Origin of the sequence: Pseudomonas sp. SJZ077 (assembly GCF_007993905.1) — a bacterium.
Lineage (GTDB): Bacteria > Pseudomonadota > Gammaproteobacteria > Pseudomonadales > Pseudomonadaceae > Aquipseudomonas > Aquipseudomonas mandelii.
This window is the reverse complement of the sequence record NZ_VIUJ01000001.1, coordinates 430,355-445,634: the sequence shown is the minus strand read 5'-3', so window position 1 is coordinate 445,634 and position 15,280 is coordinate 430,355. Positions and strand designations below refer to the sequence as shown.

The window sequence follows — 15,280 nt, the reverse complement described above, 5'->3', positions numbered from 1 at the left end:
GCCGCCGTCATCGCGAGCAGGCTCGTTCCTGCATTGGATCTGTGGTGTCGCGTAGATCGGGTCAGAGCACCGAAGCCGTTTCCGGCACTTTCGGCTGGCGATACAGGTCCAGCAGCACCTGATCCAGCACCGACGATGCGCCAAACGGGGCCTTGTCGTTGAGGATCGCCACCACCGCCCAGGTGTTGCCGTTGACGTCACGGCTGTAACCGGAGATCGCGCGCACGGTGTTCAGGGTGCCGGTCTTGACGTGAGCTTCGCCGCGCATCGCCGTGGTTTTCAGGCGTTTACGCATGGTGCCGTCGGTGCCAGCAATCGGCATCGAGCTGATGAACTCGGCGGAGTAGGGACTGCGCCACGCAGCTTGCAGCATCGCCGCCATTTCACGAGCGCTCACGCGTTCGGCGCGAGACAGGCCGGAGCCGTTCTCCATCACCAGGTGCGGCGCGGTGATGCCTTTCTTCGCCAGCCACTGACGCACCACACGCTGGGCAGCCCTGGCGTCGTCACCGTCGGCGTCGGTGCGGAATTTCTGGCCCAGGCTCAGGAACAACTGCTGAGCCATGGTGTTGTTGCTGTATTTGTTGATGTCGCGAATGATTTCCGCCAGATCCGGCGAGTAGGCCCGGGCCAGCACCTTGGCGTTGCTCGGCGTTGGCGCCAGACGATCCCTGCCCTGGATGCTGCCACCCAGTTCTTTCCAGATCGCCCGCACGGCACCCGCGGTATAGGTGGCGTGGTCAAGCAGCGACAGATAAGTCTGCGAGCTGCAGCCTTCGCCCAACTGACCGCCGACCGTCACAGTCACGCTGCCATCGGCCTGGGTCACCGGGTTGTAACGCACGCCACCGGTACATTGCTTGGAATTGACTGCTTTGACCTGGTTTTCAACTTTGATGCTGGCAATCGGCGGTTCCACCGACACCAGGACCCGGCCATTGTCGTTGCGTGCCACGAAGCGCAAGGCCTTGAGGTTGACCATCAGCGAATCAGGCTTGACCAGGAACGGCTTGTTGTCGTCATTGCCATCGTCGTTGAACTCCGGCAGTTGCGGTTGCACGAAGAAGCCACGATCCAACACCAGGTCGCCGGTGATTTGCGTCACGCCGTTGGCGCGCAAATCACGCATCAGCAGCCAGAGCTTTTCCATGTTCAGTTTCGGATCGCCGCCACCCTTGAGGTAGAGGTTGCCGTTGAGGATGCCGCCGCTGAGGGTGCCGTCGGTGTAGAACTCGGTTTTCCACTGATGGTTCGGACCGAGCATTTCCAGCGCCGCATAGGTGGTTACCAGCTTCATGGTCGAGGCCGGGTTGACCGAAACGTCAGCGTTGTAAATGGTCGGTGTACCCGGGCCGTTCAGCGGGATCATCACCAGCGACAGGGCGTTGTCCGGAAGCTTGCTGGCCTTCAGGGCCTTTTCTACGTTGGGTGACAGACCGGTGTTGATGGTGGCGGCGGAAACGGAGAAGGCCAGAGGAAGAAGGAAGCCGGCCAGTAACAAGGGACGCAAAGATTTGATCATGTGAAATTGAACCCTGCATTCGAGGGGAAAAAAGGCGAGGGCATGAAGATAAATTCCCTCAGTGGTCATGAAAGTGTCGGCATTATGCCCCAAGGTGCAATGGCTTGTGCCTTGCCGTGGCCTTCTAATCCGCAATTTTTTTACCGACGGTCAGCGACGCGCCCCAGAGAGTCGGGCAATTAGCGGCTTAAACTGCTAAAGTGCCGCCCGTTATTACTTATGAGGATTGTTCCAATGGCGACTAACCGTTCCCAGCGTCTGCGCAAAAAACTGTGCGTCGATGAATTTCAAGAGCTGGGTTTCGAACTGAACCTGGATTTCAAAGAAGATTTGGCTGATGAAGCCATTGATGCTTTCCTCGACGCGTTCCTGAAAGAAGCCATGGAAGCCAACGGTCTGGGTTATGTTGGCGGCGACGACTTCGGTCTGGTTTGCCTGCAGAAGCGTGGCTCGGTGTCCGAAGAGCAGCGCGCTGCTGTTGAAGCCTGGCTCAAGGGCCGCAGCGAACTGACCGAAGCAACCGTCAGCCCGCTGATCGACGTCTGGTACCCGGAAAAGCCGATCAATCCGGTAGCTTGATGTCATGAAAAACGGCGACCCAAGGGTCGCCGTTTTTTTATGCCTGCTTTTTGCAGGTGCATGGCTTGGCCTGCGATGTCGATGTCGGGTCCCTCAGCCCTTGCGCCAATTCAGAATTACCAGCGTCAGCACCCCCGCGACAATCCCCCAGAACGCCGACCCAATGGAAAACAGCGTCAGCCCCGACGCCGTGACCATAAAGGTAATCAACGCCGCCTCCCGCTCTTTCACTTCGGTCATGGCAATGCTCAGGCCATTGATGATCGAGCCGAACAGTGCCAGCGCCGCAATCGACAGCACCAGCTCTTTAGGCAGCGCCGCGAACAACGCTGCCAGCGTTGCGCCGAACACCCCGGCAATCCCGTAGAAAATCCCGCACCAGACCGCCGCCGTGTAGCGCTTGTTGCGATCCTCATGGGCATGCGGCCCGGTGCAGATCGCCGCGCTGATGGCTGCCAGGTTGATCCCGTGGGAGCCGAACGGCGCCAGCAGCAGCGAGGCGATGCCGGTGGTGGTGATCAATGGCGAGGCGGGCACGGTGTAGCCGTCGGCGCGCAATACCGCGATGCCGGGCATGTTTTGCGAAGTCATCGCCACCACAAACAACGGAATACCGATGCTGATGGTCGCGGCCAAGGAGAAGTGCGGCGTGGTCCAGACCGGCGTTGCCACTTCCAGATGGAAACCGCTGAAGTCCAGCAGCCCCATGAACCCGGACAGCGCCGTGCCGATCAGCAACGCTGCGAGCACCGCGTAGCGAGGCGACAGGCGCTTGACCAGCAGATAAGTGAAGAACATTCCCAGCACCAGCCCGGTGCGATGCTGCGCGGCGACGAAGATTTCACTGCCAATCTTGAACAGAATCCCCGCCAGCAGGGCGGCGGCCAATGATGCCGGAATCTTTCTCACCAGCCGTTCGAAGCTGCCGGTCAGGCCGCAAATCGTCACCAGCACCGCGCAAGTGATGTAGGCACCGATGGCTTCGCCGTAACTCACGCCGCCCAGGCTGGTGATCAGCAACGCCGCGCCGGGGGTCGACCAGGCGATGGTGATCGGCGTGCGATAACGCAGGGACAGGCCGATCGAGCACACCGCCATGCCAATCGAGATCGCCCAGATCCACGACGAAATCTGCCCGCTGGTCAGGCCCGCCGCTTGTCCGGCTTGAAACATCAGGACCAGGGAGCTGGTGTAGCCGGTCATCATCGCGATGAAGCCGGCGACAATCGCCGACGGTGACGTATCGGCCAAGGGGCGAAGCTGCGTGTGCGTGGCGTCGTTCATGACAGCGGTGTTCCTTGTTCTGGTAAAAATGCGCGAAGCGCCGCCGACCCCCGTGCAGGAGCGAGGCTTGCCCGCGAAGGCGTCGTACCGGTCGACATCAAAGTTGAATGATAGGACGCCTTCGCGGGCAAGCCTCGCTCCTACAAGGGATTATGTGGAAGCGGCGAATTCCGGGATCAAGCCTAAACTCAAAAGTAACCAACCGTTGCGATACAGCAGAAGCGACAAACAGCCGTACAGTCGTGTTGCCACCATCCATTGTGTACAATCGCGCTGTTTATTACGCGATACTTGCCAGCGACCCACTGTGCCGTATTACAGTCACGGTCAATTCGCCGCAGTTCTCCCGACTCGAGTGCCCATGAACGAACAGTTGCAGCCCCTAAAGAAACAACCGCGAGCAGGCAAAGCCGGCCGCAGCGGTACCCAGGACGATATTGTCTACGCGCATATCTTCGAGGCCATCCTCGAACAGCGTCTGGCGCCCGGCACCAAGTTGAGCGAAGAAGCGCTGGGGGAAATTTTCGGGGTCAGTCGCACCATCATTCGCCGTGCACTGTCGCGCCTGGCTCATGAAGGCGTCGTGCTGCTGCGTCCGAACCGTGGCGCCGTGGTTGCCAGCCCCAGTGTTGAAGAGGCCCGTCAGGTGTTCCTGGCGCGGCGTCTGGTGGAGCGGGCGATCACTGAACTGGCGGTTCAACACGCGACTGCCGAGCAGATTGCCGAGTTGCGGCAAATGGTCAACGATGAGCGCGACAGCTTCTCCCGTGGCGATCGCGGTGCCGGCATCCGCCTGTCGGGCGAATTCCACCTGAAGCTGGCGGAAGCGGCGAAGAATGCGCCGCTGATCAGCTTTCAGCGCAGCCTGGTGTCCCAGACGTCGTTGATCATCGCCCAGTACGAAAGCGGCAACCGCTCCCACTGTTCCTACGACGAGCACACCCAACTGATCGACGCCATCGAAGCGCGCAACGGTGAGTTGGCGGTGAACCTGATGATGCATCACATGGATCACATCGACAGCAAACTCAACCTCGACGAGGAAAGCGCGTCGGATGATTTGCATGCGGTGTTCTCGCATTTATTGCAGACCAAAAAGCCAGGGCGGCCAGCGGTCAAGCTTTGAAAGATCGAGGTGCGGCCTTCGCGGGCAAGCCTCGCTCCTACAGGTTTAACGCGAAGCCCTTGTAGGAGCGAGGCTTGCCCGCGAAGGCGGCTTCAAAAGCAAAAAAAATCCCTCGCAACCATCGATTGCGGGGGATTTTTTATGCCCGGAATAGCTTAGCGCTGATGCACCTGATTCCCCGCCGCATAGGTCTGCAGCACAGTCCGGTCATCCCCCAGCGTCATCAATACAAACAACGTCTCGGCAATGTTATTGGCCTGCTTCAAGCGATAGCTCAGCAGCGGCGTGGCGTTGTAGTCCAGCACCAGGAAGTCCGCGTCGGTGCCCGGATTCAGCGTGCCGATCTTGTCTTCCAGGCGCAGCGCACGCGCACCGCCCAGGGTCGCCAGGTACAGCGATTTGAACGGACTCAGGCGCGCACCTTGCAGCTGCATGACCTTGTAGGCTTCGTTCAACGTTTGCAGCAGCGAGAAACTGGTACCGCCGCCCACGTCGGTGCCCAGGCCGACATTGAGTTTGTGCTTCTCGGCCATCGGCAAATTGAACAGGCCGCTGCCGAGGAAGAAGTTCGAGGTCGGGCAGAAAGCAATCGCCGAACCCGTCTGCGCCAGCCGCGCGCACTCGTCATCGCACAGGTGCACGCCGTGGGCGAATACCGAGCGCTCGCCGAGCAATTGGTAGTGGTCGTAAACGTCGAGGTAGCCCTTGCGCTCGGGGAACAGTTCCTTGACCCACTCGATTTCCTTGAGGTTTTCGCTGATGTGGGTCTGCATGTACAGGTCGGGGTACTCGCTGAGCAACTGGCCGGCGAGGGTCAGTTGTTCCGGGGTGCTGGTGGGGGCGAAGCGCGGGGTCACCGCGTAATGCAGGCGGCCCTTGCCGTGCCAGCGCTCAATCAGCGCCTTGCTTTCCACGTAGCTGGATTCGGCGGTATCGGTCAGGTAGTCCGGGGCGTTGCGGTCCATCATCACCTTGCCGGCGATCATCCGCAGGTCCAGCTGCTCGGCGGCTTCAAAAAACGAGTTCACCGATTGCGGGTGGACGCTACCGAACACCAGCGCCGTGGTGGTGCCGTTACGCAGCAGTTCCTTGATGAAAATGTCCGCGACTTCATCAGCGTGAGTCTTGTCAGCGAACTGGCTTTCACACGGGAAGGTGTAAGTGTTGAGCCAGTCCAGCAGCTGCTCGCCGTAAGCGCCGACCATGCCGGTTTGCGGTAAATGAATGTGAGTGTCGATGAAACCCGGGGTGATCAGCGCGTCCTGGTAATGAGTGATCTCGATATCGGCGGGCAGGGTCGGCAGCAAGTCGCTGGCGTGACCAAGGGCACTTATCTGGCCGTTATCGACCACCAGCAGGCCGTCTTCGAAATACTCATACGAGGCTTCGATGCCCACTTCGGCGGGGTCGGCGATGCTGTGCAGGATGGCGGCGCGGTAGGCTTTGCGAGTCAGAGGCATGAGCTTTCTCAGTGGGAGGCTTGGCTGCGGCGTGATGCAGGCAGCAGTTTGGCGATCGATGATCCGGCGCGGGCAGTTTGCTGGCCGAAACTGGCGTTATAGGTGGCGATGATTTCGCCGGCGATGGAGATGGCGATTTCCACAGGCAACTTGCCTTTGACTTCGCCGATGCCCATCGGGCAGCGCATGCGTTGCAGCACGGCGCTGTCGAAACCACGGTCCCGCAGGCGGTGTTCGAACTTCACCCGTTTGGTCTTCGAACCGATCAGGCCGAAGTAGGCGAAGTCGTTGCGCTTGAGGATTGCGGCGGTGAGTTCGAGATCGAGCTGGTGGTTGTGGGTCATGACGATGCAGTAGCTGCCGGCGGGCAGATTGTCGATTTCATCCACCGGTTCTTCGGCGACGATTTTGCGCACGCCGTGGGGGATCTGCTCGGGGAATTCCGCTTCCCGCGAATCGATCCAGCGCACCCGGCAGGGCAGGCTGGCGAGCAGCGGCACCAGCGCCCGGCCGACATGGCCGGCGCCGAACACAGCGATTTGCGCCTGGACCTGGCCCATCGGTTCGAACAGCAGCACGGTCACGCCGCCGCAGCACTGGCCGAGGCTGGCGCCGAGGCTGAAGCGCTCCAGGTGCGTGTCCTGCTTGCCGCTGGCCAGCATCTCGCGGCCGATCTGCATGGCCTTGTATTCCAAGTGCCCGCCACCGATGGTGTCGTAGGCCTGGGTGGCGCTGATCACCATTTTCGATCCGGCATTGCGCGGCGTCGAGCCGAGCTCTTCGATGATGGTCACCAGCACGCAGGGTTCACCCTGGGATTGCAGGTCGGCGAGGGCGTCGATCCAGTTGTACATGTTTCACCTCGACATCTTTGTTGTCTGTTCGGGACTCTTCGCGGGCAAGCCCGCTCCCACAGGGGAATGCGATCAACTGTGGGAGCGAGCCTGCTCGCGAAGGGCGCGCCTCGGTCTAGAGCGAAGCCAACTCCGGCTCTGCCTCGACGGCCTTCGCCGCCATCAACTGCCGCATCTGTTCACAGCCCCACAACACCCGCTCCGGAGTCGCCGGTGCGTCGATTTTCGGTTGATGCTTGTAGTCGCCCAGACTGGCCACGGCGTCCTTGATCGCACACCACGATGCGATACCCAACATGAACGGCGGCTCACCCACAGCCTTGGAATGGAACACCGTGTCTTCCGGGTTCTTGCGGTTTTCCACCAGCTTCACCCGAAGGTCCAGCGGCATGTCCGCCACGGCCGGGATCTTGTAGCTGGCCGGGCCGTTGGTCATCAGTTTGCCTTTGTTGTTCCACACCAGTTCTTCCATGGTCAGCCAGCCCATGCCCTGGATGAAACCGCCCTCGACCTGGCCGATGTCGATGGCCGGGTTCAGCGAGTCGCCGACGTCGTGGAGGATGTCGGTGCGCAGCATTTTGTACTCGCCGGTCAGGGTGTCGATGATCACCTCGCAACAGGCTGCACCGAAGGCGTAGTAATAGAACGGTCGACCACGGGCCTGACTGCGGTCGTAGAAGATTTTCGGGGTCTTGTAGAAGCCGGTGCTCGACAGCGACACCTGGGCGAAATACGCCTGCTGGATCAGCGCTTCGAAGGTCAGGATGTGATCGCGAATCCGTACGTGACCGTTATGGAACTCCACGTCTTCTTCGCTGACCTTGTACTGCCGGGCGGCAAATTCGATCAGGCGTTTCTTGATGATTTCCGCGGCGTTCTGTGCGGCTTTACCGTTGAGGTCGGCACCGCTGGAGGCAGCGGTCGGCGAGGTGTTCGGCACCTTGTCGGTGTTGGTCGCGGTGATCTGCACGCGGTCCATTTCCACCTGGAACACTTCGGCTACGACTTGCGCCACCTTGGTGTTCAAACCCTGGCCCATTTCCGTGCCGCCATGGTTCAGGTGGATGCTGCCATCGGTGTAGACGTGGATCAGCGCACCGGCCTGGTTGAGGAAGCTGGCGGTGAAGGAAATGCCGAATTTCACCGGGGTCAGCGCCAGGCCTTTTTTCAGGATCGGGCTGTTGGCGTTGTAGCGACGAATCGCTTCGCGGCGTTCGGCGTACTGGCTGCTTTCTTCCAGTTCGGCGGTCATTTCCTCGAGCATGTTGTGCTCGACGGTCTGGTAGTAATGGGTGACGTTGCGCTCAGTCTTGCCGTAGTAGTTGGCCTTGCGCACCGCCAGCGGATCGAGGCCCAGATGGCGGGCAATCGCGTCCATCACTTCTTCGATGGCGACCATGCCTTGCGGGCCACCGAAGCCACGGTATGCGGTGTTCGACGCGGTGTTGGTCTTGCAGCGGTGACCGTTGATGGTCGCATCGCCCAGGTAGTACGAGTTGTCGGCATGGAACATCGCGCGGTCGACAATCGACGCCGAGAGGTCCGGCGAGCAACCGCAGTTGCCGGCCAGTTCCAGGGCGATGCCGTGCAGGCGACCGGTGCTGTCGAAGCCGACGTCGTACTCGACGTAGAACGGGTGACGCTTGCCGGTCATCAACATGTCTTCGACCCGCGGCAGGCGCATCTTGGTCGGCTGGCCGGTGAGGTGGGCGATGACTGCGCACAGGCACGCCGGGCTCGCAGCCTGGGTTTCCTTGCCGCCGAAACCACCGCCCATGCGGCGCATGTCGACGACGATTTTGTTCATCGACACGTCCAGCACTTCAGCCACCAGTTTCTGCACTTCGGTGGGGTTCTGGGTCGAGCAGTAGACGATCATCCCGCCGTCTTCGGTCGGCATCACCGACGAGATCTGGGTTTCGAGGTAGAAGTGTTCCTGGCCGCCTATGTGCAGCGTGCCTTGAATGCGGTGTTCGGCAGTCGCCAATGCGCCGGCCGAATCGCCGCGCTGATGGGTGTGGCTGTCGAGCACAAAGTGGCGTTTGCGCAGGGCTTCGACCACGTCCAGCACCGGCTCGAGATCTTCGTATTCGATGATCGCCGCCATGGCGGCTTTGCGTGCGGTTTCCAGGTCTTTTGCGGCAACGGCCAGTACGGGTTGACCGACGAATTGCACATCGTCGATGGCCAGCAATGGATCGCCCGGCAGCAATGGGCCGATGTCTTTCAGGCCTGGCACGTCTTTGTGGGTGATGGCGATGCGCACGCCTTCGAAGGCGTAGCAGGGCGTGGTGTCGATGCTGATGATTTTCGCGTGGGCGCGGTCCGAGAGGCGTGCGTAAACGTGCAGCTGGTTCGGAAATTCCAGACGGTCGTCGATGTACTGCGCTTCCCCGGACACATGTTTGGCGGCGCTGTCGTGCTTGACGCTGCGGCCGACACCGGTGGTCAGGTCCTTGGCGAACAGTTCAGCCAGTTCGGCCTGGGTCTTCTCTACGGCGTGATGGTTAGACATAAGCGGTCACCCGAGTCTCGATGTGCGGTGTTTGCAGTTCGATGAAGTATTTGCGCAGCAGGTTCTGCGCGCTGAGCAGGCGATATTCCTTGCTGGCGCGGAAGTCCGAGAGCGGCGTGAAATCTTCGGCCAGTGCGGCGCAGGCGCGTTCGACGGTGGCGTGATTGAACGGCGCGCCGAGCAACACGGTTTCGCAGTTATTCGCACGTTTCGGAATCGCGGCCATGCCGCCGAACGCCACGCGGGCGTCGGCGATCACGCCGTTGTCGATGCGCAGGTTGAACGCGGCGCAAACAGCGGAAATATCATCGTCCAGACGTTTCGACACTTTGTAGGCGCGGAACAATTGTTCGGCGCTGGCACGCGGCACGATGATCTTCTCGATGAACTCGCTTTCCTGGCGCGCGGTGACGCGGTAATCGATGAAGTAATCTTCCAGCGCCAGGGTGCGACGGGTTTCGCCTTTGCACAAAACGATCTGCGCGCCCAAGGCAATCAGCAGCGGTGGCGAGTCTCCAATCGGCGAGGCGTTGCCGATGTTGCCGCCGAGGGTGCCCTGGTTGCGGATCTGTAAGGAGGCGAAGCGTTGCAGCAATTCGCCGAAGTCCGGGTATTCGGCTTTCAAGGCTTCGTAGCAATCGGAGAGGGCGGTGGCGGCGCCGATTTCCAGACGATCATCGAAGCGCTCGATGCGCTTCATTTCGGCGACGTTGCCGACGTAGATCATCACTGGCAACGTGCGATGGAATTGGGTGACTTCCAATGCCAGATCCGTACCGCCGGCCAGCAGCCGGGCCTGTGGATAAGCATCGTAGAGGTCGGCCAGATCGGCCACGGTCAGCGGCACCAGGCAGCGCTTGTCGCCACTATTGAGTTCGCCGATGTCGGTAGGGGCGATGGCTTTAAGGCGGGCGATGGTATCGGCTTCGCGCGCATCGAACTGATCCGCTTGCTTGCCGCAGCAGGATTGTTCGGCGGCGGCCAGAATCGGCCGATAGCCGGTGCAGCGGCAGAGGTTGCCGGCCAGCGCTTCGTGGGCCTTGTGGGCGTCGGGCTGATCGCTGTTCTTTTGCAGCGCGAACAGCGACATCACGAAGCCCGGGGTGCAGAAGCCGCATTGCGAGCCATGGCACTCGACCATGGCTTTCTGCACGCTGTGCAGCTCGCCCTGGTGCTTGAGGTCTTCGACGCTGATCAGTTGTTTACCGTGCAATGACGACACGAACGTCAGGCACGAGTTGAGGCTGCGATAGCGAATGTATTCGCGGCCATCGTCATCCGTTTGCAGCTCGCCGACCACCACGGTACAGGCGCCGCAGTCACCGCTGGCGCAGCCTTCTTTGGTGCCGGGTTTGCCCACATGGTCGCGCAGATAATTGAGCACGGTCAGGTTTGGGTCCAGGGCGTGCTCGCTACGGAGTTCCTGGTTAAGTAAAAACTGGATCACGGAAGGCCTCGCAGACTCATTATTGTTGTTAACCGACTTGGACCGAATTTATCAGGTCTGACTTTGCGGTCAATGATTTTCTGACTTAAAGGTCAGGAAACGCCATTTTGTCGATCAACGACTCGTTCCTTCATTATTGACCCTCGCGGGTTAGCCTGCTTTTTGCTTGATTCGTGCCAAAAACCGCTGAGTGGGCACTCCGCCATGACCCTTCATGTGCGCTACACTGCGCCGCTTGTGCAGATCGAAGAGTTTGAAGGACAACCATGACGTTCAAGGCGCCGGACAGCCTCGCCGAGCAAATTGCTCACCACCTCGCCGAACGCATCATTCGTGGCGAAATGAAGCCCGGGGAGCGCATCCAGGAACAGAAGGTCACGCTGGCCCTCAATGTCAGCCGCGGTTCGGTCCGCGAAGCCTTGCTGATCCTCGAGCGCCGCCACCTGATCGCGATCCTGCCGCGCCGCGGTGCCCACGTTACCGAACTCACCGCACACAAGGTGCAGAGCCTGTGCACACTGATGAGCGAGCTGTACATCTTGCTCGGCAACGCCGTCGCCAAAGGCTGGCAGGTCCAGTCTGACATGGCGCCGTTCGTGCAGATCCAGCAGCGCCTGGCCGCCAGCTATGAGCGTCAGGACATCCGCACCTTCGTCGACGACAGCTTCAATGTGATGCGCGCCGCGTACCCGTTTGCCAACAATCCGTACTTGCAGGAAACCGTCGAGAACCTGCAACCGGCGATGAGCCGTGCATATTTCCTCGCCCTGGAGCAGCGCAAGGCGTCGATGAGCGAGTTCCTGGAGTTGTTCGAACGTTTGCTGGCCGCCGTGCTGGCCCGTGACTTTCCGCTGATCCGCGAAGTGCTGACGGCCTATGCCCAGCGCAGTTGCGATCTGGTGGTTTCTGCCCTGACGGACGCTTAAGCGTGCGGCTCAAGTGCATAAAACTGGCCGGGTTCAAATCCTTCGTCGACCCGACCACCGTGAACTTCCCCAGCAACATGGCGGCCGTGGTAGGGCCCAATGGCTGCGGCAAGTCGAACATCATCGACGCCGTTCGCTGGGTGATGGGCGAAAGTTCGGCGAAGAACCTCCGTGGCGAGTCGATGACCGACGTCATCTTCAACGGTTCGACCAGCCGTAAGCCCGTGAGTCAGGCGAGTATCGAGCTGGTGTTCGATAACTCCGACGGCACGCTGCTTGGCGAATACGCCGCCTATGCGGAAATTTCCATTCGCCGCAAAGTGACCCGCGACAGCCAGACCACCTACTACCTCAACGGCACCAAATGCCGTCGTCGCGATATCACCGACATCTTTCTGGGCACAGGCCTGGGCCCGCGCAGCTATTCGATCATCGAGCAGGGGATGATCTCCAAGCTGATCGAGTCCAAGCCCGAAGACCTGCGCAACTTCATCGAAGAAGCGGCGGGCATCTCCAAGTACAAGGAGCGTCGGCGCGAGACCGAAAACCGTATCCGTCGCACCCATGAAAACCTGGCCCGCCTGACCGATTTGCGTGAAGAACTCGAGCGTCAGCTTGAGCGTTTGCATCGCCAGGCCGAGGCCGCCAAGAAGTATCAGGAATACAAAGGCGAGGAGCGTCAGCTCAAGGCCCAGCTGTCGGCCCTGCGCTGGCAGGCTTTGAACGAACAGGTCGGGCAGCGCGAAGCAGTCATTGGCAATCAGGAAGTCACGTTCGAAGCGTTGGTCGCTGAACAGCGCAACGCCGATGCGGCCATCGAGCGCTTGCGTGACGGGCACCATGATCTGTCCGAGCGCTTCAATCTGGTGCAGGGACGCTTCTATTCGGTCGGCGGCGACATCGCCCGGGTCGAGCAGAGCATCCAGCACGGTCAGCAGCGTTTGCGGCAGTTGCAGGATGATCTTAAAGAAGCCGAGCGTGCGCGACTGGAAACCGAATCTCACCTCGGCCACGACCGCACCTTGCTGCTGACCCTCGGTGAAGAGCTGGACATGCTCACGCCGGAGCAGGAAGTCACCAGCGCCGCCGCCGAAGAAGCCGCCGCTGCGCTGGAAGAATCCGAAACCACCATGCACGGCTGGCAGGAGCAGTGGGACACCTTCAACCTCACGGCCGCCGAGCCGCGTCGCCAGTCCGAGGTCCAGCAGTCACGCATTCAGCAACTCGAAACCAGCATGGAGCGTCTGGCCGATCGCCAGAAGCGACTTGGCGAAGAGCGCGCGTTGCTCTCGGCGGACCCGGAAGATGCGGCGATCATGGAGCTCAGTGAGCAACTGGCCGCGAGCGAAGCGACGCTTGAAGATTTACAGGCCAGCGAAGAGGCCCAGGTCGAACGCCTTGAGCAACTGCGTCAGGAATTGCAATTAGCGCTGCAAAATCAGCAGCAGGCTCAGGGTGATTTGCAGCGCCTCAACGGTCGCCTTGCGTCCCTTGAAGCCTTGCAGCAAGCCGCGCTCGATCCGGGCACCGGCACCGCGCAATGGCTGCGCGAACAGCACCTGGCGGACCGCCCGCGTCTGGCCGAAGGACTGAAAGTGGAGGCGGGTTGGGAGATGGCGGTGGAAACCGTGCTCGGTGCCGACCTGCAAGCGGTGCTGGTGGACGACTTCGGCGATTTCGATCTGGCCGGTTTTGCCCAAGGCGATTTGCGTTTGCTCAGCCCGGCCAGTGATGGCGTGCGCGTACCGGGCAGCCTGCTTGACAAGGTTGAAGCGCAGATCGATCTGTCGCCCTGGCTGGGACAGGTCAAGCCGGTTGAGAATCTTGAGCAAGCGTTGGCCCTGCGCAGTCAGCTAAGTGTCGGCCAGAGCTTGATCAGTCGCGACGGCTATTGGGTTGGCCGACACTTTCTACGTGTTCGCCGGGCCAGCGAAGCGGAAAGCGGCGTGCTCGCCCGTGGGCAGGAAATCCAGCGTCTGAGCATCGAGCGCGAAGAGCGCGAGGCCACGGTCGAAACCCTGGAAACCCAACTTCAGACGCTCAGGGCGCAGCAGCGCCAGCAGGAAAACGGTCGCGAACATTTGCGCCGTTTGCTGCAAGACGAAGCGCGTCAGCAAGGCGAATTGAAAGCTCAGTTGTCGGCCGGCAAGGCCAAGGTTGAGCAGCTGACGTTGCGTCGAACCCGCCTCAATGAAGAACTCACCGAGCTGGCCGAGCAACGGGCGCTGGAGCACGAAAACATCGGCGAAGCGCGCCTGCAATTGCAGGAAGCCCTCGACGCCATGGCGCTGGACACCGAGCAGCGCGAGTTGCTGCTGGCCCAGCGCGACAGCTTGCGCGAGCGACTCGATCGCGTGCGTCAGGAAGCCCGGCAACACAAGGATCACGCCCATCAGTTGGCGGTACGCCTCGGCTCGCTCAAGGCGCAACATGACTCGACGCGTCAGGCGCTGGAACGCCTGGAGATGCAGTCCGGGCGCCTGACCGAGAAACGCGAACAGCTGAGCCTCAATCTGGAGGAGGGCGAGGCACCGCTGGAAGAGCTGCGCCTGAAACTCGAAGAGTTGCTCGATAAGCGCATGACGGTCGACGAAGAAATGAAGTCGGCTCAGATCGCTCTGGAAGACGCTGACCGTGAATTGCGTGATGCGGAAAAACGACGCAACCAGGCCGAGCAGCAATCGCAGTTGATCCGTGGTCAGATGGAAACCCAGCGCATGGAATGGCAAGCCCTGACTGTGCGACGCAAGACCCTCGAAGATCAGTTGCTTGAGGATGGCTACGACCTGCATGGCGTGCTCGCCACGCTGACCGCCGAGGCCAGCGAGAAAGACGCTGAAGAAGAACTCGAACGCATTGCCGCGCGCATTCAGCGCCTCGGTGCGATCAACCTGGCGGCCATCGACGAATACCAGCAACAATCCGAGCGTAAACGTTATCTGGATGCGCAGAACGACGATCTGGTGGAAGCGCTGGACACTCTGGAAAACGTGATTCGCAAGATCGACAAGGAAACCCGAAACCGCTTCAAAGATACCTTTGATCAGATCAATGGCGGATTACAGGCCCTTTTCCCAAAAGTTTTCGGTGGAGGGCGCGCGTATTTGGAACTGACGGGCGAAGATCTACTCGATACAGGGGTAACGATCATGGCGCAGCCGCCAGGAAAGAAGAACAGCACCATCCATTTGCTCTCCGGTGGCGAAAAAGCCCTGACCGCATTGGCCCTGGTTTTTGCGATCTTCAAGTTGAATCCGGCACCGTTCTGCATGCTCGATGAAGTTGACGCGCCGCTGGACGACGCGAACGTTGGACGCTACGCACGGTTGGTCAAAGAGATGTCGCAGACGGTTCAGTTCATCTACATCACCCACAACAAGATCGCCATGGAAATGGCCGATCAACTGATGGGTGTAACGATGCACGAACCGGGTTGTTCGCGTCTGGTGGCAGTGGATGTCGAGGAGGCGATGGCGATGGTGGAGGCCTGAGCCGGTGCTTGTAGGGCAAGTATTTTTGGTCTGTAGGACTTTTTTACCTGTCTTGACTTGCTGGCCAATCGACATA

General features: G+C 60.4%; 10 protein-coding genes. 4 read left to right on the top strand and 6 right to left on the bottom strand.

Annotated features, from left to right (window positions below):
• Window positions 1-61: 61 nt before the first annotated feature.
• Complete coding sequence (gene dacB, locus FBY01_RS02285; RefSeq protein WP_010456483.1) at window positions 62-1,522, bottom strand: D-alanyl-D-alanine carboxypeptidase/D-alanyl-D-alanine-endopeptidase; 1,461 nt, start codon at window positions 1,520-1,522, stop codon at window positions 62-64.
• Window positions 1,523-1,756: 234 nt separating this feature from the next.
• Here dacB and FBY01_RS02280 point away from each other — a divergent pair, with 234 nt between their 5' ends.
• Window positions 1,757-2,101, top strand: a complete 345-nt coding sequence (locus FBY01_RS02280; RefSeq protein WP_007896965.1) for a YggL family protein — start codon at window positions 1,757-1,759, stop codon at window positions 2,099-2,101.
• A 93-nt stretch (window positions 2,102-2,194) separates the two neighbouring features.
• Here FBY01_RS02280 and FBY01_RS02275 read toward each other — a convergent pair whose 3' ends face one another.
• A complete protein-coding gene (locus FBY01_RS02275; RefSeq protein WP_077748202.1) occupies window positions 2,195-3,385 on the bottom strand; it encodes a benzoate/H(+) symporter BenE family transporter in 1,191 nt (396 codons plus the stop codon).
• A gap of 361 nt (window positions 3,386-3,746) precedes the next feature.
• On the opposite strand from FBY01_RS02275, the gene FBY01_RS02270 reads away from it, so the two are divergent.
• A complete protein-coding gene (locus FBY01_RS02270) occupies window positions 3,747-4,511 on the top strand; it encodes a GntR family transcriptional regulator (protein WP_010456474.1) in 765 nt (254 codons plus the stop codon).
• Between the two features lie 155 nt (window positions 4,512-4,666).
• Here the strand turns inward: FBY01_RS02270 and guaD are convergent, their stop codons facing one another.
• From guaD to xdhA, 4 genes are all read right to left on the bottom strand, one after another.
• Window positions 4,667-5,971 (bottom strand): guanine deaminase, encoded by a 1,305-nt coding sequence (guaD, locus tag FBY01_RS02265; RefSeq protein ID WP_010456473.1) that lies wholly within the window; start codon window positions 5,969-5,971, stop codon window positions 4,667-4,669.
• A gap of 8 nt (window positions 5,972-5,979) precedes the next feature.
• Entirely contained in the window at window positions 5,980-6,825 is an 846-nt protein-coding gene (xdhC, locus tag FBY01_RS02260) for a xanthine dehydrogenase accessory protein XdhC (RefSeq protein WP_010456471.1), read from the bottom strand.
• A gap of 115 nt (window positions 6,826-6,940) precedes the next feature.
• Entirely contained in the window at window positions 6,941-9,340 is a 2,400-nt protein-coding gene (xdhB, locus tag FBY01_RS02255) for a xanthine dehydrogenase molybdopterin binding subunit (RefSeq protein WP_145305912.1), read from the bottom strand.
• Window positions 9,333-10,787 carry a xanthine dehydrogenase small subunit gene (xdhA, locus tag FBY01_RS02250; protein WP_010456467.1) on the bottom strand — a complete coding sequence of 485 codons (1,455 nt, stop codon included), beginning with the start codon at window positions 10,785-10,787 and terminating at the stop codon, window positions 9,333-9,335. Before xdhA ends, xdhB begins: the two co-directional genes overlap by 8 nt.
• 266 nt (window positions 10,788-11,053) lie before the next feature.
• Here xdhA and FBY01_RS02245 point away from each other — a divergent pair, with 266 nt between their 5' ends.
• Both FBY01_RS02245 and smc read left to right on the top strand, forming a co-directional pair.
• Window positions 11,054-11,713, top strand: a complete 660-nt coding sequence (locus FBY01_RS02245; RefSeq protein WP_145305914.1) for a GntR family transcriptional regulator — start codon at window positions 11,054-11,056, stop codon at window positions 11,711-11,713.
• A 2-nt stretch (window positions 11,714-11,715) separates the two neighbouring features.
• The gene (smc, locus tag FBY01_RS02240; protein ID WP_145305916.1) at window positions 11,716-15,204 is read left to right on the top strand and encodes a chromosome segregation protein SMC; all 3,489 of its coding nucleotides are present in this window, start codon (window positions 11,716-11,718) and stop codon (window positions 15,202-15,204) included.
• Window positions 15,205-15,280 lie beyond the last annotated feature (76 nt).